Origin of the sequence: Parasphingomonas zepuensis, assembly GCF_036663735.1 — a bacterium.
Taxonomy (GTDB): Bacteria; Pseudomonadota; Alphaproteobacteria; order Sphingomonadales; family Sphingomonadaceae; genus Sphingomonas.
Genome location: NZ_JAXOJO010000003.1, coordinates 532,116 through 549,960, shown reverse-complemented (window position 1 = coordinate 549,960; position 17,845 = coordinate 532,116). Strand labels below are relative to the sequence as shown.

Genomic DNA, 17,845 nt, shown 5'->3' with positions numbered 1-17,845 from the left:
CTCTCCGATGCGGTGCGCCCTACGGGCGGCCCGGCGGCCAGCCATGCACGGCTAGCGACTATACGAAGCCCTCGTCAGTCAGGCTCTGCCGCACGGCATCGAGCTGCTGCATCGTGGTATAGCCCCGGTGGATGCCGGGCGGGAGCGGCACCTCCGACATGACTGCACCGAGCGCGAGCCAGTAAATGACGAAGTCCGCGATCGACAACTCGTCGGCAAAGTGAACGTCGCCGGCCATGCGACCATCGAGCACCCGCAGCCCTTCACCGACTATGCGGCGTCCTTCCGCTTTGATCGCTTCCTCATCTTCCGCCTTGCCGAAGGCCGAGGGGACGAAGATGCGGGTCGTCCCAAGCGCGTGGATGGTCGAAATGCAGTATTCGACGGTCTCCTGGATGCGAGTCCTCGCCTCGTTGTCGGTCGGCAGCAGTCCGTGCTCCGGGTGGCGCGCGGCGATCCAGGCGAGGATCGTGCCAAGCTCGGTGAGGACGGAGCCGTCCTTCCTGACCAGCGTCGGCACTTTGCCCTTCGGATTTATTGTTCGGAAGCCGGGAGACCGTTGCTCGCCCGCCGAGAGGTCGATCGGGACGGGCTCGAACGGCTCGCCGACGTGGTTCAACACCATGCGGACGATCATCGAGCAAGCACCCGGCGAGAAGTACAGCCTCATGCGCTCCGTCCCGGATCAATTGAGAGGACAATCACAATCACGAGCGTACGATCCGCGACGTCAGATCCTCCCAGTTGCGGTGGGCGATCCGCTCCTTGTCGTCCTGTGATATCGGCGCCGTCTCCAGAAACGCGCGCGCACCCCCGCCGCCGGCCATCTGGTAGGGATAGTCCTGTGAGAAGATGATCCGTCCGACACCGACTGTCGCGATCGTCCAGTTCAGATAGTCCTGCGTGAAAATGCCGCTGGGCGTGTAGTAGGCGTTCTGTTGGAAATATTCCTTGAGCGGCCGCTCGAGTTTGAGGTTGGCCTTGTCGAGGAGGGCGATACGGTCAACGTAGAACAGAACGACCTCGCCCCAATGTCCGAGCATGACCTGGAGTCTGGGAAAGCGATCAAAAACGCCCCCCATGACCATACGCAGGAACTCGAGCCCGGCCTCGTAATGCCAGCCTACCGCCGCCGACGCGAGCATGAACCCGGCGACCGGCTCGAACCCCTTGTAATAGGCGTCCATGACGCTCGGGGGCGGCAGCTGGGGATGAATGTACAACGGGGTGCCGAGCCGCTCCGCCGCCGCGTAGACCGGATCGAACACCCGATCGTCCATGTGCAGATCGCCAGTCCGGCCACATAGCAGCGCGCCTTGCAGGCCGAGCTTGCACACCGCGCGGTCGAGCTCCGCAGCGGCCGCCTCCGGGTCCGGCATCGGCAGCGCGGCGAACGCTTCGAACCTGTCTGGGCGACTGGCCACCGTCGCCGCCATCACGTCGTTGAAGTCGCGCGACAGCGCGATGGCCTCATCAGGCTCGAAATTCTGAAACGCGGGCGGCGGCAGCGACAGGACCTGAACGTCGATGCCGGCGTCGTCCATTTCCGACAACCGCAGGTCGCCCAGATCTTCGAGCCTTCTCGCGAGGTGCTGCGGGGTGAAGGCCACGCTGGCGTCCTGGCGATCGGCGGTGCGGACCCATTCCTCGCTTATGTGACGAGGGACGACATGCTCCTCCAGCGCGATGATCTTCATGATGATCTTCCTGAAGGCGATGCGTTCCAAATCATGCGAGCGCGGATTCGAAAAAGTCTCTTGATCGCTGGTCGGCAAGCTCAGCGCCGGCCTCGGATCGCCGCTTGCCGAACATGTCTGCGAAGCCGTGATGCTCACCTGGATAGTCATACAGCGTGACTTGGGGGTGCGCGTCGAACGCAGCGTGGATTTTCTCCTGCACTTCCTTCGGCACGTGGTCGTCGTGCTCGGGGATGTGCAGCATCAGCGGATTACGGATCGCGTCCCTCTCGCCCAGCATGTACTCGATCATGACCCCGTAATAGCCGACCGAAGCATCGACATCGGTGCGTGCCGCTGCGTAAGCGGCCATCCTTCCCCCCAGGCAGTAGCCGACGATCCCAACCTTACGATTTCCAGACAAGGCACGCGCGCGGTCGATCGTCGTCTGGAGGTCCCTGACCCCGACATCAGTGTCGAACTTGACGACGAGATCGACGCCCTTGGCCATCGACGCCGCGTTGTCGGCATCGAGTTGAAGTCCCGGCTCAAGGCGCCAGAACAGGTCGGGCGCCAGAGCCAAATAGCCCTCCTGCGCGAGCAGGTCGCACTTGCGGCGGATACCGGCGTTCACGCCGAAGATCTCCTGAACAACGACGATTGCGGCGCGCGGTGTCCCAGCAGGCTCGGCGACGTAGACCGCGAACTCGCCGCTCTGGTCAGACGCGGCGATGGTGGTGGAGTAAGTCATGCTTCATCTTTCCAATCATTCCGGCGAGTGCCGAGTTCAAGTTCGCACCGCCCCCGGTCATCCTGCCTCCGGGCGGCTTGGCCCGCCGGCGGCTCAATACGACCTCGGCGCCGCACCACGCCGCGAATAATCCCGCCCGAGCCATTCCATTTGGTCATGCCTCGACGCGGCGGCAATCGCAGCTCAAAAAGGCGAGCTAGGGCAACCACACCTGTTCTACGCCTTCCAAGCCAGTCGGACTCGTCATACGATCGCGAGTAAGAGACTGCGCCCTAATGGCTGTGGCAGCGAACGGAGTTCCACGATGCAACGTTTTCTGGATAGCAGATTGTCCCTGCGCCAGCTCAGGGCGATCGCCGCGATCGATCAGTGCGGCAGCCTGTCGCGCGCGGCCGTGTCGCTCGGCATGACGCAATCGGCGCTGTCGAAGTCACTTCACGAGGCCGAGACCATCCTGCAGACAAGGGTGTTCGACCGTTCGGCGCGCGGGGTCGTCAAAAGCATGCACGGCGACGGGCCGGTGCGCGCCGCGAAGACCATACTTGCGACGCTCCGGCGTCTCGAGGACGAACTCGACCGCAGCATGGCGGGTTCGACCGACACCGTCACTATCGGCGCGCTGCCGTCAGCGGCGCTCGGCCTGCTGCCGAGGTTCCTGACGACAATCGTTGAGAGCGTCCCCGGCCTTCAGGTGCGCGTGATCGAGGGCCTGACGAACGACCTGCTGGTGCAGCTGTCCTCGGGCGAGATCGACCTCATGTTGGGACGGATCTACCGCGGTCCGGAGGAGGACAGGTTCGTCATGGAACGCCTCTACAACGAGCCACTGGCCCTCATCGCGCGACCCGGCCATCCGCTGTTCACCGACCCGTCAACGAGTGTGCTCGACTTCGAAGCGGTTCTGCCGACCTATTCGCAGCGGTTTGGGCCGGAGATCGAGGCGTTCGCCGAGGAGCTCGGACTTCGTCCCTCTGGCCTCGTCCGCGCGGGTTCGGTCGGGTTCCTGTGCGAGATTCTCAAATCGTCAGACATGATCACGGTCCTCCCGGCCCTCATGGTGGCGGGCGAGCTTCAGAGGGGAAGTCTCAGGGCGATGCCCGTCCAGGCCGAACAGGCCAGCAGGCCCGCCGGCCTCGTGTGGTTTGCGGACCGATCGCGGACCCGGGGGGCGGAGCGGCTAGCCGCGTTCCTGCGCGACAGCATCGAGGAGCTCGTTCTCGAAGGCACTGTGATCGGCCCTCTCCCGTAGCTTCAAGGAGTGGTTCGCCGCACGCTCGGGCTAGTCGTTTCCGTCATGGATCGGGCGTCATAAGTCGTTTTATGGCGGCAGCTCCGCCATTTAGTGCGAGCACCGAACCGACCCGCCGAGGGAGGTGCGCTGCGGACACTATGGTGCGCGGCCCTTCGATCACCTGCGAGGCGGCCCGCCGAGAGGAAAAACAATGCCGACCTATTCGCTGGATCACGATGCCGACTATTGGCAATCGCCCGAGCGCTTCCGCTCCATGTTCGAGCAGGCTTCGACAATCGGTAACAAGGCGTCGCTCTTTGCCATTGGCGATCCTGAAGACGACGACACCCCGATGGCCTTCATCCTGCAGATGGAGCCCGGATTCGTGATTACCCGTCACGCGCACCCGTGCGACCGCTTCGAGACTATCGTCCGGGGCTCTCTCGAAGTCGATGGGCGAACCCTCCACCCTGGCGACGTTCTCATGCATGCGGCCCACGAACTATATGGTCCGAAGACCGCCGGCCCAAATGGCTGCACCACGGTCGAGGTGTTCGCGAAGGCGGTCGGCGCCTACGAGCGCATCACCGAGGAGCCCGACGGCAGCCGCAAGACGACGAACCTGATCAGGAACTTCCAGGAGGGGTTCGCCGACCAGGTCGAACGCTTCCAGAGGATCAGCGCGGCCCCCAAGAGCGAGAAAGTCTGAGGCACTGAAGGCATATCATCAATATATTGACTATCTAAGCTCCAACTTCTATTCACCTCTGGCGTCGACTGAACGTACGGCGCCAGACGGGAGAGAAGAATGTCGCTTGGCGCGAAGTCCGACGCGGTCGGTGGGGCACGAGCGTGGTTCATTCTCGCCGTGCTTACCTTGGTCTACATAATCAGCTTCATCGACCGGCAGATCCTATCCATCCTTGCCGAGAGCATTAAGCTCGACCTCAAACTGAATGATGCCCAGCTCGGTTTCCTATACGGCACGGCGTTTGCCATCTTCTACGCGCTCTTCGGCATTCCGCTGGGACGTCTGGCCGACAGCTGGAACCGCGTCTGGATGGTGGCCGCGGGCTTGATCGGCTGGTCGCTCATGACAAGCCTTTCGGGATTTGCGGCTACCTTCGCGATGCTGGCGCTGGCCCGCGTGGGCGTCGGCATTGGCGAAGCAAGCACGTCACCCGCCGCGTATTCGCTGATCACCGATCTCTTTCCGGAAAAGCGCCGGGCGACGGCACTGTCGATCTACACGAGCGGCCTCTACATTGGCCTGGGCCTCAGTCTGCCCGCCGGCGGCCTGCTGATGTCCTGGTGGCGCACCCATTTCCCACATCCCGGCACTGCCCCTCTTGGTCTGGCCGCATGGCAGGCGACGTTCGTGATGCTCGGCTTCCCCGGATTGTTGATGGCCGCGCTCGTCCTCGGCATCCGCGATCCCGACTGGAGCGCGCGAAGGATGCACGGTGTCTCGCCGTGGCGCCGACTGGGCGCGGAGCTGGCCACCATCGTTCCGCCTCTGACCATCATCACGGCGGCACGGCGGCCCGGTGAACTCGGCATCAATCTCACGATGCTTGCGGTTATCGGCGCGATGGCGGGGGCAGTCGCCGCCGTCAGCGGCGACGTCGCGCAGTGGGTGATCTACGGGACCGGTGTCTATGCGGTCGCGTCATGGGTGCAGACGCTGCGCCATCGGGACATGGCGACCTTTCGGCTGCTCTGGGGAACGCCCGTCGTAGTGTCGCTCGTGATCGCCTTCGGCGCGATCGCGTTCATAACCTACTCTACCGGCTTCTGGGCCTCGCCCTACGCGCTGCGCACTTTCTATGACGGCCCCGACGTGCCAGCTCTTTTCCTGTCGGGGATCACGTCCTTGCAGGAGGTGTCGATGCTGGTCGGCTGGGGCTCCGCGCTCGGCTCTGCGCTCGGCGTGGTCTCCGGTGGGTTGATCGCCGATCGCTGGCGGCGCCGCGACCGTCGCGGCCGTGTGTTCACGGTGGCGGGGTCGCTTGTCCTGTCGGCACCGCTGACCGCCGCGATGTTCTCGACCAGCGATCCGCTGCTCTACTTCGTCTTGGTCCCCGCCACGACTTTCGTGAGTTCGGCTTGGTCCGGCGCCGCCATCGCGACGATCAATGATCTTGTCCTGCCCCGGATGCGCGCAACCGCAGGGGCGACCTTCCTGCTCGGAATGAGCCTGGTCGGTCTTGCTCTCGGCCCATACGTCGCGGGGAAGATCGGCATGGCGGCCGGCAGCCTGCGCATCGGCATCTTCTCGCTCTATGCAGTCGCGCCGTTCATCCTGGCGGCGCTCTGGTACGCCTCGCGGCAACTGGTCGGACTTGAGAGTACGAGAGAGGTACGCGCCGATCTCGATACTCTGCCGATCATGCCTGGCGCGGAGCGCGATCGATGATCGTCGAGATGCGCATCTACACCCTCTCCTTCGGATCGACGGGCCGCTACTTTGAACTCTACCGCAGCCTCGGACAGGCGATCCAGTGGCGCATATTGGGGTCGCCCCTCGGATATTACGCCACCGAGGTCGGCAACCTCAATCAGATCGTCCACCTATGGCGCTACGCCTCGTTCGCGGACCGTGCAGCGCGACGCTCTGCCCTATGGGAAGACGCCGGGTGGCTCGCGTTCGTAGAGGCGATCTCGCCGATCATCGTGGCGCAGGAAAATCGGCTCATGATCGACGCCCCTCTCGCATCTCCGGAGGCTCAAGCATGATGGCTGCAATGGAACATCCGGCGACCCGCTACGACGTGCTGATCGTCGGCGCGGGGCACGGCGGTGCTGAGACCGCGATCGCGCTGCGGAAGGCCGGATTCGACGGAACCGTCGCGATCGTGGGTGAAGAGCCGGAGCTTCCCTATGAGCGACCGCCGCTGTCGAAAGAATATCTTTCGGGGAAGGCGACCTTCGATCAAATTCTCATCCGGCCGTCGGGCTTTTGGAGTGACCAAGGCATAACGATGCTGCTGGGGCAGCGGGTAATCGCCGTTGACCACGCCGCGCGCCTCGTCTCGTTGGCGGTCGGGCCGCAGATCGCCTACCACCAATTGGTGTGGGCCGCCGGTGGCACGGCTCGTCGGCTTAGATGCGACGGCGCTGACCTAAAAGGCGTCCACACCATTCGTTCGCAAGCCGACGTCCGCGACTTGAGGGACGAGCTGGCCGTCATCCGCCAAGCGATTGTGATCGGAGGCGGGTATATCGGACTCGAGGCTGCAGCGACCCTGCGGGATCTAGGTAAGGAGGTCGTGCTCATCGAGGCTCTCGACAGGGTCCTGGCTCGCGTGGCTGGCGAGCCGATATCGCGCTTCTTCGAGGCCGAACACAGAGCCCGCGGCGTCGATATCAGGCTTGAGACGGCGGTCGACAGCCTACAGGGCCGGGATGGCAGAGTATGCGCTGTGCGCTTGACGGACGGGACGCTAATCGAGTGCGGCCTCGCGATCGTCGGCATCGGCATCGTTCCCGTAGTGGCTCCGTTGCTCGCCGCGGGGGCGGCCGGCGACGACCGCGGCGTGGTGGTGGACGCGCAGTGCCGAACCAGCCTGTTCGACGTGTTCGCCGTCGGCGACTGTGCGGTCCACGCGAACCGCTACGCGGATGGCATCCAGGTGCGCGTCGAATCCGTCCAGAACGCCACTGAACAGGCGTCCGTCGTGGCGCAGACGATCATCGGCCAATCGGCATCCTACGAGACGCCGCCATGGTTCTGGTCCAACCAATACGACCTCAAGCTGCAGAGCGTCGGGCTCTCGGTTGGTCATGACGGCATCGTGGTGCGGGGCAATCAAGCGACACGCAGCTTCAGTGTCGTCTATCTCAAGCAGGGGCAAATCATAGCAGTGGATTGCGTCAACGCGACGAAGGACTACGTGCAAGGGCGCAAACTCGTCGCGCGGAGAGCACATCCCGATCCAGCGATGCTCGCCCGCTCGGACATATCGCTGAAGGACGTGCTGCTGACGGAGACCGAGGACGCATAATCTCAAAGTGCGTTGCCGTGACATAAGCGAAAATCGCGGGCTTCCGAACGGCCTCGCCTGACACCGCTTTCGGACTCAGAGTCAGCCGAATGAATTGTCGCGAATCGGCAGAAAATGCATCTTCGTCGCAGGTGCGATTCCTGGTCACGGACCGATTTTTGGCGCGGACCACGAGTACACTGCGCCAGATTTTTGAGGCATTGTATTACGGCAGGCTAATATGTGGGCCTTTCGTCAACTCTACATATTTTCATCGCCGTCAAAAACTTCCGGAATTCTGCAGGCGGGATTCGTTGCCATGTAGACGTGTTCTTATTGCCGATGTTCGACAATAACTTCTGATGTTCGACGCCTTCGACAGGCTCGGGTCCGTCGGCGAAGAGGCGCCTCCCTTGGCATTTTCCGATGACGAATGGCCGGTCGTCGTTTCATTGAAAGCCTGGCGCCGCATAAGTGCCGACTTTCCATATGGAATGCTGCAAGCGATCTTTGCCCCTGCGAGGTTTTTGCGATTGGTTCGCAAGAGAGGGGATGCTACTGAGAGTGCTTGCTTCATGGATAAATAGGGAGCCCCGCGTCGGGTGTCTAAAATGGATACCCTTCAGGTGTTTCTAGGAGCGCGCGAAGCCCTTCTTCGTTACGCGACGCGGATTACAGGTGATTCCGTCGAGGCCGAAGACGTGGTTCAAGACGCCTGGATCCGCTTCCGCGCGGTTACCAGCGCGCGTAGTCTCGAGGAACCGAACGGCTATCTATTCCGTATCGTCCATAACCTGGCGCTAGACCGGCAACGGCGACGAGGGCGGCAGAGTCGGGTCTTTGTGGGCGACGCCACCATGGTGGCCGAGCAGGTGGCGGACGATCAGCCTTCGGAGCAGGCCCGCGCTGAGGCCAAGGATGAATTGGCCGTGCTCCGCAAGGCCATGGCGAAGTTGCCGGTGCGGACTCGCCGTGCTTTTGAGATGTACCGCTTCGACGACATGAAGCTCATCGAGATCGCCGACAAACTAGGCATATCGAAAAGCCTCGCGTCGGAGCTCGTGATCGACGCGGTCGAATTCTGCAAGGAAGCGCTCCGGCGCCGTCACTGAGCCATTCTGCCAGAAAGTTCCGGAATTCCATGAGTCCCATTCGTTACATGCGTAAGCGATGGAAGGCGCGCGCCCTGCGCGCGGTTAACCGGATCCGAATTTGGCGATGAGCGGGGGCAAGGACGTGGACCGGATGCGAAGCGATCTCAGTCGCCAGGCCACCGCCTGGCTGGTCCAGCTCGACAATGAGCCGGACGATGAGGTGCTGCGCGCCCAAATCATCGATTGGCTTGCGACCAGTCCGGCGCACCTAGCCGCCTGGCAGGAAACCCAACGTGTGTCAGGGTTGATGTCGGCGGTCGGTCCATTGTCTCGGGCGAGACAATCTCTACCGGCGGTTTCGACCTGGGCGTGGTTTCGTGGAATTACATCCGCCAAGTCTCTCGCAGCGGTTGCGCTGGCGGGATGTCTCGCTTGGGTCCTTGCGCCCGACCTTTCGCTTAGGCTTCGGTCGGACGAGATCACACAGACCGCCGAGCTACGCATCGTCAGGCTCGAAGATGGCAGCACCGTCCACCTTGCGCCCACGACGGCGATCGCCTTTACCATCGACGCAAGAGGGAGGACCTTGAACCTCCTGCAAGGCGAAGCGTGGTTCGACGTGGCGCATGATGAAGCGCGCCCCTTCAGAGTCGTGACGCAGAATAGCACCGTGACCGTCCTCGGCACCGCCTTTTCGGTACGGAAGACGGATAGCGGGACGGACGTCGCCGTTCAGCGCGGCCGGGTCGCGGTGACGTCGCCCGAAGCTGGCCGGGCTGTCCGCGTGGAACTGATACCTGGCCAGTCGGTCTCACTTAGCGGAGGAGTGGCGACACGCGGAACCTTACGCCCCGACCGCATAGCGAGCTGGCGCGACGGCGTGGCGATCGTCAACGATCAGCCAATCGGCGATGTAATCGACCGCCTGCGTCCCTGGTATAAAGGCTATATTGTCGCCAGAGGAGCGGGACTGAAGGATCGACGCGTCAGCGGCATCTACGACCTTCGCGATCCCGATCTGGCGCTTGAAGCGCTCGCGCGCGCGCACAAAGTAACCTTCTCGCAGGTCTCTCCTTGGCTTCGGATCGTGACGGTCCGCTAAGTTTTTCCGAAAGACCTGCATTTTTTTCCGGAATTCGTCAGCGCCCGCACGTTGAGGGTATGCAACTGCTTCGCAATAGCGATTCAGGCCGAGCAGTGAACTTTGACGAGAGGAAGGCGCTAGGTGATTAAGGGGGGATTCTTCGAAGAGGGCGGGGCGCGGCGGTTTTGGATGGGCGCGTTGCTCACATCAGCGGCGAGTGTTGGGCTGAGCGCACCGATCGCGACACGGGCACAGACGACATCGCCAGAAGCCGCACGGCCGTTCGATATCGCGCCGCAATCGGTGGCAGACGCGCTGGCGGATTTCGGCCGCCAGTCCGGGCTCCAGGTGAGCATCGACGCGGACCAGGTCCGTACCCTTTCAACGCAGGGCGTGCGTGGCACGATGACGCCCCGCCAGGCGCTGGACCGCTTGCTTGCGTCCACCGGCTTTGCGGCGCGCATGGAAGGTCGGATCGTATCCTTGCGCCGGGTGTCGGTTGCGGCGGCGGATCAGCGCTCATCCGATACGGTCGTGCTGGATCCCCTTCGCGTCGAGGCCAGCAACGCTGCCCAGGCGAACGAGACGGGCGCTGAGCGCGACGTCCGGCAAAAGGACGCGATCTACGACCAGGACATTTCCTCAATCTATGCGGGCAAGGAAGAGATCGAACGCTACAAGGGCGTGAACACCGCTGACGTGCTCAAGGGCATGGTCAATGTCTTCAGCGGCGATGCGCGCAACGGTGGCGCGCTCGATCCCAGTATTCGCGGCATCCAGGGTCCGGGGCGCGTGCCCGTCATCATCGACGGCACCGAACAGGCCCTGACCGTCTGGCGAGGCTATAATGGCGCCAGCAATCGCAGCTATATCGATCCCAGCCTGATCTCCGGCCTTCAGGTCCTGAAAGGACCGGTTTCTACGCGTGGCGTCAATGGCTCCACCGGCGGCGCCATCGTCATCAACACGCTCGACGCGGACGACATTCTGCGACCGGGCAAAAACGTCGGGATCGAACTGAGGCTCGAGGGCGGCAACAACTCAACCAATCCGCGCCTGCCGACCCTTCTCACAGGCCAGGACTATCGGACGATCCCGGGGTTTGTCTGTCCGGGCATCGGTGCGTCGCCGACCTATGCCTATTGCGACCCTTCGCTGCGAGTGTCGCTGCGCACGCCCGACGACAATGAATCCTTTTCGGCCGGCGACCGCGCGATCCGCCTGGCCGTCGCGGGCCGTGTCGGCGACTTCGATCTCTTCGGCGCCTATGCCTTCCGCGAGCGGGGCAATTACTTCTCCGGAAAAACCGCTCCGGGCTATTACAGCCAAGAAGATCTGCCACTCAATTCCCATACCTTCGTCCGCAAGCTCGGCCTCAACTACGAGCCGGGCAACGAGGTCCCAAACACCTCAAGCGAGCTGGAATCTTTCCTGTTCAAGGCAACGTGGCGCATCGCGGACGATCAGGCGTTGCAGATTGGGTTCCGCGACAGCAAGTCGACGTTCGGAGACATTCTGCCGTCCCGCATCTTCACGGTGAACGGACCCACATTTGGCAACGTCCAGTGGCCGCTCAGCAAGGTGCATGCGCAGGCCTACAACGCCGAATATAAATGGCAGCCTGGCGGTCGCTGGATCGATTTCCGCGCGACGGCCTGGGCGACCGATACGGTGAGCGATACCTACAGCTCGGGTGGTTTTCCCAATGCGGCGGCCGATCCGCGCTTCGGCGGCGATCCAGCAATCATCAATACCGCCATCTCCAATTCGGACAATGATCGGTACGGCTTCACCGCCAGCAACCAGTTCAATCTATCGTCGAAGCTGAGCTTCCTTTTGGAAGGAAACTGGCATCATGAGCGCCTGCGCTCGGGCGACCAATATTCGACGGCGGCGGCCAATGGTTGGCGCCAGTTACCGCGTGCAGGCAGGCGCGAGGAATATCGGATCAACTTCAGCGGCGAATGGCGGCCCACCAGCTTCTTCAAGCTGAACGCCGGCCTGTCCTACGCGGGATATTGGGCGAAGGATGACTTCCTACCCCAATATCTTCGTCGCCAGCGCGACGCGGGGGCATTTTTGGGCCGCCCGGTCATCAATAGCTGGCAGACCACCTACCAGACCGCCGAATACGGCGTGGCCGCGTTGGAGGCTCAGCAGCGCGCCTTCTATTCCAGCTTCGGCTTTGACGATGAGACCATCACGGCGCTTATTGCCCCGGAACTCGAGGCTTATGCCGCCAATCCCTACCCCATCACCGCCGATCACCAAGGGCCGAGCTGGAACGCCGATGCGGATGGTCGCTTTAGGCGCGGCGACAATATTTGCCTTAATGGAACGGCCGTAAATACGTCAGGCTATCTGGCGGGAAGCTGCGTCGCGATTCCCGACATCACATTCGCTGAGCCCACAGCCGGTCGGAAGTCGGGGCATGGCTGGGCGCCGACGCTATCGGCCACCGCTTATGTGAGCCGTTCGAGCCGGGCCTATGTGCGCTATGCGGAAGCCAATCGCTTCCCCAGCATGTTCGAGAGCACGATCGGCTTCTCGGCCTCGATCAATCCGGTTCGCGATCTCAAGCCCGAACGCATCCGTTCGTGGGAGGCCGCGTGGATTCAGGATCTTCGGCCGCTGTTTCGGCTCGGCGATGGACAGCATGCCGATCTCAAGCTCACCTGGTTTCACAACACGACACGCGACGTGATCGAGCGGAGCACGGGTCTGATGTTCAGCAACATCGACAAGCAGGTGATCGCCGGCTTCGAGATGCAGGCCCGTTTCGACAACGGCGATTTCTTCACTGACCTCAGCGCGAGCCACATGACCAAGAACAAGGTCTGCGACGAAAGCGTCGCGACCCAGATGGACCCTGCCCGCGGCCGCGTCCCGGACTGCGTCAAATATGGTTTCCTTGGTGGCTTTCTGCTCACGCAGGCGACGCCGGAGGATACGGTCAACTGGACCATGGGCGGGCGCTTTTTCGAGCGCCGGCTCGAGGTTGGCGGCCGGCTGACCTGGTACAGCGGCTATGACAACCCCCAGCTTGCCGAATTCACAAACCCCGGCGACTGCGTAGGCGGCTGCTTCCTCAACATACCCTATACCTGGGGCGAGATCGTCACGCTCGACGCCTACGCCAAGTTCAGGATCAACGACCGCTTCAGCGCCGAGTTGTCGGGCCTGAATCTCAATAACCGATATTATCTGGATCCCCTGTCGCGCTCCATGCTGCCCGCGCCTGGCCGAACGGTGCGCCTCAGCCTGACGGGGAGGTTCTGAGCGAGATTCAGGGCCGCCGCCCGCGTCCGTCAATCCTGACAAGACCGGGATGCTGGCGACGACCCTGGATGAATGCGCCCGAACGGTCGGGCGCTCCAACAAGCAGGAGACGTAGAATGAAGTTCGCACATCTCAAAGCCCTTGGTTTGGCTCTGGCATTGTCGAGCGCGCTCGCCGGCACGGCCCAGGCTCAGGTCGTCGGCGGCAGCAGTGACGCCACCAAGGTGAAGATCGCCGCCAGCACCGTCGTCGGCGGTCCGCACAGCGCGGGCAAAGTCGGCATCAATGTTCCCGCGCTGCTCTCAACCCAATATATCGACTTCCAGGGCTTGCAGGCCGTCCTTGGGTCCGATGGAAATGGCGTGACGACATTTACCAGCACCACGGGGACAATCACCGATCATAGTCAATATGGCCGGTTCGACTTCGCCAAGGTCAGCGGCCAGGACATCTACTTCGGTGAATGGACGCAAACCGGCAGCGCCAGTGCCGGGGACCATACCGTCTATTATGGCGGGACAGGCGCCTCCACTTCCGTGCCAAGCTCGGGTTCCGCGACCTATTCCGTGAAGGGCATCAGCGATTATCAGAATCGCGGCATCCTGACCGGCACCTTCACGGCGAATTTCACCGGCAGCGGTGGCACGCTCAGCGGCAGCCTCGCCAATTCTGGCTCAACCTATGGCGTGAACATTGGCACCGCCAACATCACCACCAGCGGCACCTTCAGCGGCAGTGGCGCGAGCGCGACCGGTTCGGGAGGGGCGCCGCTGGCCTCCAGCGGCGTGGTAAGCGGCCGCTTCTTCGGCTCGAACGTGAATGCGCTCGCTGGGCTTGTGGCGTTCAGCGGCGCGAACCGACAGTACAGCACCGCCTTCGGCGGCACGAAGAACTGATCGATCATGTCGGGACCGGGGCCTCCACGGAGGCCCCGGTTTTTTCAACCCGAGTTATCCGGCCAAGCGTCTTCATGAACAGATCAGCCTTTCACAGATTCCTTCCGGCAGAGCCGTTGGTGCTTGCTCTGACAGCCTGGTTGTACGCGTCGCCGGCAACAGCGCAGACGACAAGCGGGCAGGACACACGTTTGCGCCTTGACCAGCAACTCGATCGCCAGCGCACGGACCGGGAGGCACGTGCGATCGAGGAGGCGGGAGCGCTTGACGGAGACACCGCTTCGCTCACCATCGACGGTCAAACTTATGCGGTTGGCGACTCTGTCGATGAAATCGGGCGAGCCCTCTACGTCTCGGTGACGCGCAAGCAATGGCCGGACGCCCGCCGTTTTCTCGCCGCCTACCAAAAGCTCGCCGGGCACGATCCCATGCTCGTCGAATATGCGCTTGGCGCATTGGCGCGCGAGCGTGGCGACCTCACTGGCGCGGAACGGCACTACCGCACGTTGTTGTCGATCAAGGCCGACTTCGTCCCGGGGCGGCTGGAACTCGCGCGCGTCCTGTTCGACAATCACAAGGATCGCGAAGCGGAGCGGACTTTCCGGGTTGCACGCGATCTGCTGGCCAAAGATGGGCCGCAGGCAGAGGGTGTCATCGGCACGGTCGACACCTATCTGGAAGCGCTCAAGCGCCGTCGGAGCTGGCAAGGAAGCCTTGCCTTGGGCCCGGGGTACAGCAGCAACCTCAATCAGTCGTCAGCGAGCTACACTTGCCTGCTCGCGACCGACGACGGAACGTGTCTCGTCGACCGGCAGGTGCCCGATGCGATCAAAGCGACGGGCGTCAACTTCGAGGCGACACTGTCAAGGGACGTGCCTTTGGCTGGCCACAGCGGCCTGAGAGCGCGGGCAATCCTGTTCGGCGACATCTATCCCGACCATAATGGCTATTCCCAGGCGACGGCTATCGCCCGTCTTGGCTATCAATATCAGACTGCCAGCGACGCCATCTCCCTCTCGCCGTCACTCGAGATCGGCTCGCTCGGGACGTCGGTGCTCTACACCGCCCCAGGTCTCAATGCGGAATGGACTCACACAGTCTCGCCGCGCACCCTTTTCAGGCTTGAAGGCAATTATCGGGATTTCCACTATCGCGACACTGCGTTCGCCCCGCAAAATGGACCGCTGACCGATATTGCTGTCACCGGATGGTATTCCCTGACGCCTACCTTGACCCTGTTCGGCGGACCCGATCTCGCCGCACGGGATACGCATAGCCTTGTCGAGGCCTATCGCCAGTGGGGCGGGCGTCTTGGGATCAACAAGGCATTTGGCAATGCCGCCAGTCTCTTCCTGATGGGATCATATCGTTACCGCCGGCATCGAGCGTATAGCGAACTATTCGAAGCGCAGCGTAAAGATCGACAGTTCAATATCATCGGTATCGCGCGCCTTCCGGTCTTGAGACTTGGTCCGTTCGTCCCCGAGGTCGTGGTCCAGTACAATCGGGTCAAAAGCAACATCGACTGGCTTTATTCCTACAAGCGGACGACCGTCAGCGTGAGGCTCAGCCATGCCTTCTGATCTAGCGGCCTCATATCTTCGACGCGCCGCTCGGGTCGCGGGTCTCGCGACACGCGGCATGCAACCCATCGCGCCGACGGGGACCTGCCAGCCCGGTTGTCCGTCGCCTAATCCAACTCGAAGTGGAGTAACCTATCGATGACCGTCACCACCTCCGATCGCCCTCTCGAGGAGCAGAGCCGCGCCAGACGCCTGAAGGCGCTGACTCATGGCGTCCATGAGGGTGTTGATCGCTCGATCATGTCGGCTGCGAGCTTCGCGACCATCGATCGCTATGCGCACTTCCTCGCCGTCCAATATCTGTTTCACCAGGACGTCGCCGCGCTCTACGCCGATGCGCAGATGCAGGCCGTGATACCGGACCTCGCCAGCCGCCAGCGTGTGCGGCTCGTCGCCGCCGATCTGGCTGATCTCAACCTGGAACCGCCAGCGGAAGGCACGCCCGTCTTCTCGCCCGCCGCGCCGATCGACCTGGGACCCGCGATCGGATGGCTCTATGTGGCGGAAGGCTCCAACATGGGTGCGGCGTTGCTGCGCAAGGAAGCCGCGAAACTCGGTCTGTCCGATAACCATGGGGCGCGGCACCTCGCACCGGCGCCCGAAGGCCCTGCGCCGCACTGGCGTGCGTTCGTCGCCGCCCTCGATGCGGTAGAACTGAGCGAGGAGCAGGAGAGGCGCGCCGGCGAGGGGGCGCTGGCAGCCTTTGCCCGGGTGCAGGCGCTTGTCGATGCGCGCCGGGCCTGATCCGTCCGTGCCGCCTCCCGCGGGCGGCACGGTCGTCCGTGCCGGATGGCTGCTGCTTGGCTTTCTGTGCGTCGGGCTCGGCTTCATTGGCGCGTTCGTGCCGCTCATGCCCACGACGGTCTTCATGATCCTCGGCGCCGCATGTTTTGCCCGGTCCTCGCCCCGGCTCGAAAGCTGGCTCCTGCGCCATCCGCGTTTCGGGCCGACGCTGCGGGCTTGGCGCGCCTATGGGGCGATCTCACGCACCGCCAAACGTGCGGCCTGCGTCGGCATGTCTGTTGGCTACGGCCTGTTCTGGCTTGGTGCGCGTCCACGACCACTGCCAGCGCTCGCGGTCGCGGCGATCATGGCCGCCTGTGCGGCATGGATCCTCACCCGCCCAACCCCCGGGAACGACCAATGAGGCCGACCGAAAATCTCCACCATGTTCCGAACGCTGCCTGTGCAGACGTGGAAGAATTTGGCGATCATCGCCTGCTCGGGTCCCGTGATCATCGCAATCTCGGCGTAGAATCAGCGGTCACCTACAGGCTCGCAGCCATGGCCGATCACCGCGCCCGAGGTTCGCGCTATTGCGATCAGCCGACGAGGTGGAGCACGCGCCTGTTTGGACTGGCAGGAACCGCCTCGATCATCGCGCTGGTCTTCACCGCCGCGCTGGTCACATGGAAGACCGTCTATCACCCCATCCGTGCCACGTCACAACCGCTGGTCGTAGAGCTGCAGCCCCTGGCAGCGCCGCCGGAGCCGATCCGCGACGTGGCGCCCGGGGCGGAGCAAGCAGAGCAGCAGGACGCCGAACCTGAGCCTGTTACCGAGCCTGTCCCGACGCCGCTCGTGCAACTCCCGGTTCCCGGTATTTCGACAAGCGAAGCCCGGGAGCCTGTCAAAATCACCGATCCCGGTCCCGCCGTGCCGGAAACAACCGCGCCTAAAAGTGTCGCGGCACCGACCGCGACCCGCTTATCCAACGACGCCCGGTCCAATTGGGAACGATTGATCCTCGCCCATCTGGAGCGCTTCCGCCGCTATCCGGCGCGCGCCCGCGCCGCCCGCCAGCAAGGCACCGTCTATGTCCGCTTCAGGATGAACAGGAGCGGCATGGTGCTATCGTCCGCCATTGTGAAGAGATCAGGCTCTTTCGACCTTGATCAAGCCGCGCTCGATACACTCAAGCATGCGCAACCCATGCCCGCCATTCCGGCAGATATGCCCGATGAAGTCGAGCTGTCGGTGCCCGTTGAATATCATCTGTCGCGATAACGACGCCCGCACTGCGATAGCACGCCTGGCGCACAGGCCTCTGCCTCGGTGGATTTCAAAATAAGGCGTCTGGCCTTGCGATCGCGGCGCCGACGACGGAGTTGTTGGAACTGGGCGCCAGTGCAACCTATCCGCCGAATCAACCTGCATTGCAGCCGACCGAGCAACTGATCGAAAAAATTGTCCATTGTAGCCCGCGAGCGACCGCCCGCGTCTATGGACGATGTATGGACCATGTTCTCTTTTTGATCTCAGCTCACC

At 62.9% G+C, this 17,845-nt stretch carries 17 protein-coding genes; 14 read left to right on the top strand and 3 right to left on the bottom strand.

Features of this window, described 5'->3' with window-relative positions; genetic code table 11:
* Positions 1–58: 58 nt before the first annotated feature.
* Genes U1769_RS13980 through U1769_RS13970 form a run of 3 tightly spaced genes read right to left on the bottom strand, consistent with a single transcriptional unit; the run spans position 59 to position 2,427 of the window.
* Positions 59–670, bottom strand: a complete 612-nt coding sequence (locus U1769_RS13980) for a glutathione S-transferase family protein (protein WP_332717001.1) — start codon at positions 668–670, stop codon at positions 59–61.
* 37 nt (positions 671–707) lie between these two features.
* Positions 708–1,697: an amidohydrolase family protein gene (locus tag U1769_RS13975; protein WP_332716999.1), complete on the bottom strand. Its 990-nt coding sequence runs from the start codon at positions 1,695–1,697 to the stop codon at positions 708–710.
* Positions 1,698–1,728: 31 nt separating this feature from the next.
* Positions 1,729–2,427, bottom strand: coding sequence for a dienelactone hydrolase family protein (locus U1769_RS13970; protein ID WP_332716997.1), 699 nt, complete (start codon positions 2,425–2,427; stop codon positions 1,729–1,731).
* 304 nt (positions 2,428–2,731) lie between these two features.
* Between U1769_RS13970 and U1769_RS13965 the strand changes: the two genes are divergently transcribed.
* From U1769_RS13965 to U1769_RS13900, 14 genes are all read left to right on the top strand, one after another.
* Positions 2,732–3,676 carry a LysR family transcriptional regulator gene (locus U1769_RS13965; RefSeq protein ID WP_332716995.1) on the top strand — a complete coding sequence of 315 codons (945 nt, stop codon included), beginning with the start codon at positions 2,732–2,734 and terminating at the stop codon, positions 3,674–3,676.
* A gap of 193 nt (positions 3,677–3,869) precedes the next feature.
* Positions 3,870–4,367 (top strand): cupin domain-containing protein, encoded by a 498-nt coding sequence (locus U1769_RS13960; protein ID WP_332716992.1) that lies wholly within the window; start codon positions 3,870–3,872, stop codon positions 4,365–4,367.
* Between the two features lie 99 nt (positions 4,368–4,466).
* Positions 4,467–6,074, top strand: coding sequence for an MFS transporter (locus U1769_RS13955; RefSeq protein ID WP_332716990.1), 1,608 nt, complete (start codon positions 4,467–4,469; stop codon positions 6,072–6,074).
* On the top strand, positions 6,071–6,394 hold the full coding sequence (locus tag U1769_RS13950; RefSeq protein ID WP_332716988.1) for an NIPSNAP family protein: 324 nt from the start codon (positions 6,071–6,073) through the stop codon (positions 6,392–6,394). The genes U1769_RS13955 and U1769_RS13950 overlap by 4 nt, the downstream gene beginning before the upstream one ends.
* Positions 6,391–7,662 (top strand): NAD(P)/FAD-dependent oxidoreductase, encoded by a 1,272-nt coding sequence (locus tag U1769_RS13945; protein ID WP_332716986.1) that lies wholly within the window; start codon positions 6,391–6,393, stop codon positions 7,660–7,662. Before U1769_RS13950 ends, U1769_RS13945 begins: the two co-directional genes overlap by 4 nt.
* Positions 7,663–8,003: 341 nt before the next feature.
* The gene (locus tag U1769_RS13940) at positions 8,004–8,228 is read left to right on the top strand and encodes a hypothetical protein (protein ID WP_332716984.1); all 225 of its coding nucleotides are present in this window, start codon (positions 8,004–8,006) and stop codon (positions 8,226–8,228) included.
* A 24-nt stretch (positions 8,229–8,252) separates the two neighbouring features.
* Positions 8,253–8,753 carry a sigma-70 family RNA polymerase sigma factor gene (locus U1769_RS13935; protein WP_332716981.1) on the top strand — a complete coding sequence of 167 codons (501 nt, stop codon included), beginning with the start codon at positions 8,253–8,255 and terminating at the stop codon, positions 8,751–8,753.
* A 106-nt stretch (positions 8,754–8,859) separates the two neighbouring features.
* Complete coding sequence (locus tag U1769_RS13930) at positions 8,860–9,837, top strand: FecR family protein (protein WP_332716979.1); 978 nt, start codon at positions 8,860–8,862, stop codon at positions 9,835–9,837.
* A gap of 171 nt (positions 9,838–10,008) precedes the next feature.
* Complete coding sequence (locus tag U1769_RS13925) at positions 10,009–13,098, top strand: TonB-dependent receptor (protein ID WP_332716976.1); 3,090 nt, start codon at positions 10,009–10,011, stop codon at positions 13,096–13,098.
* A 116-nt stretch (positions 13,099–13,214) separates the two neighbouring features.
* Complete coding sequence (locus U1769_RS13920) at positions 13,215–13,994, top strand: Slam-dependent surface lipoprotein (protein ID WP_332716974.1); 780 nt, start codon at positions 13,215–13,217, stop codon at positions 13,992–13,994.
* Between the two features lie 191 nt (positions 13,995–14,185).
* On the top strand, positions 14,186–15,577 hold the full coding sequence (locus U1769_RS13915) for a surface lipoprotein assembly modifier (RefSeq protein WP_332716972.1): 1,392 nt from the start codon (positions 14,186–14,188) through the stop codon (positions 15,575–15,577).
* Positions 15,578–15,715: 138 nt separating this feature from the next.
* Complete coding sequence (locus U1769_RS13910; protein ID WP_332716969.1) at positions 15,716–16,321, top strand: biliverdin-producing heme oxygenase; 606 nt, start codon at positions 15,716–15,718, stop codon at positions 16,319–16,321.
* Positions 16,305–16,724 carry a YbaN family protein gene (locus U1769_RS13905; protein WP_332717598.1) on the top strand — a complete coding sequence of 140 codons (420 nt, stop codon included), beginning with the start codon at positions 16,305–16,307 and terminating at the stop codon, positions 16,722–16,724. Before U1769_RS13910 ends, U1769_RS13905 begins: the two co-directional genes overlap by 17 nt.
* On the top strand, positions 16,721–17,584 hold the full coding sequence (locus U1769_RS13900; protein ID WP_332716967.1) for a TonB family protein: 864 nt from the start codon (positions 16,721–16,723) through the stop codon (positions 17,582–17,584). The genes U1769_RS13905 and U1769_RS13900 overlap by 4 nt, the downstream gene beginning before the upstream one ends.
* The last annotated feature ends 261 nt before the right edge of the window (positions 17,585–17,845 follow it).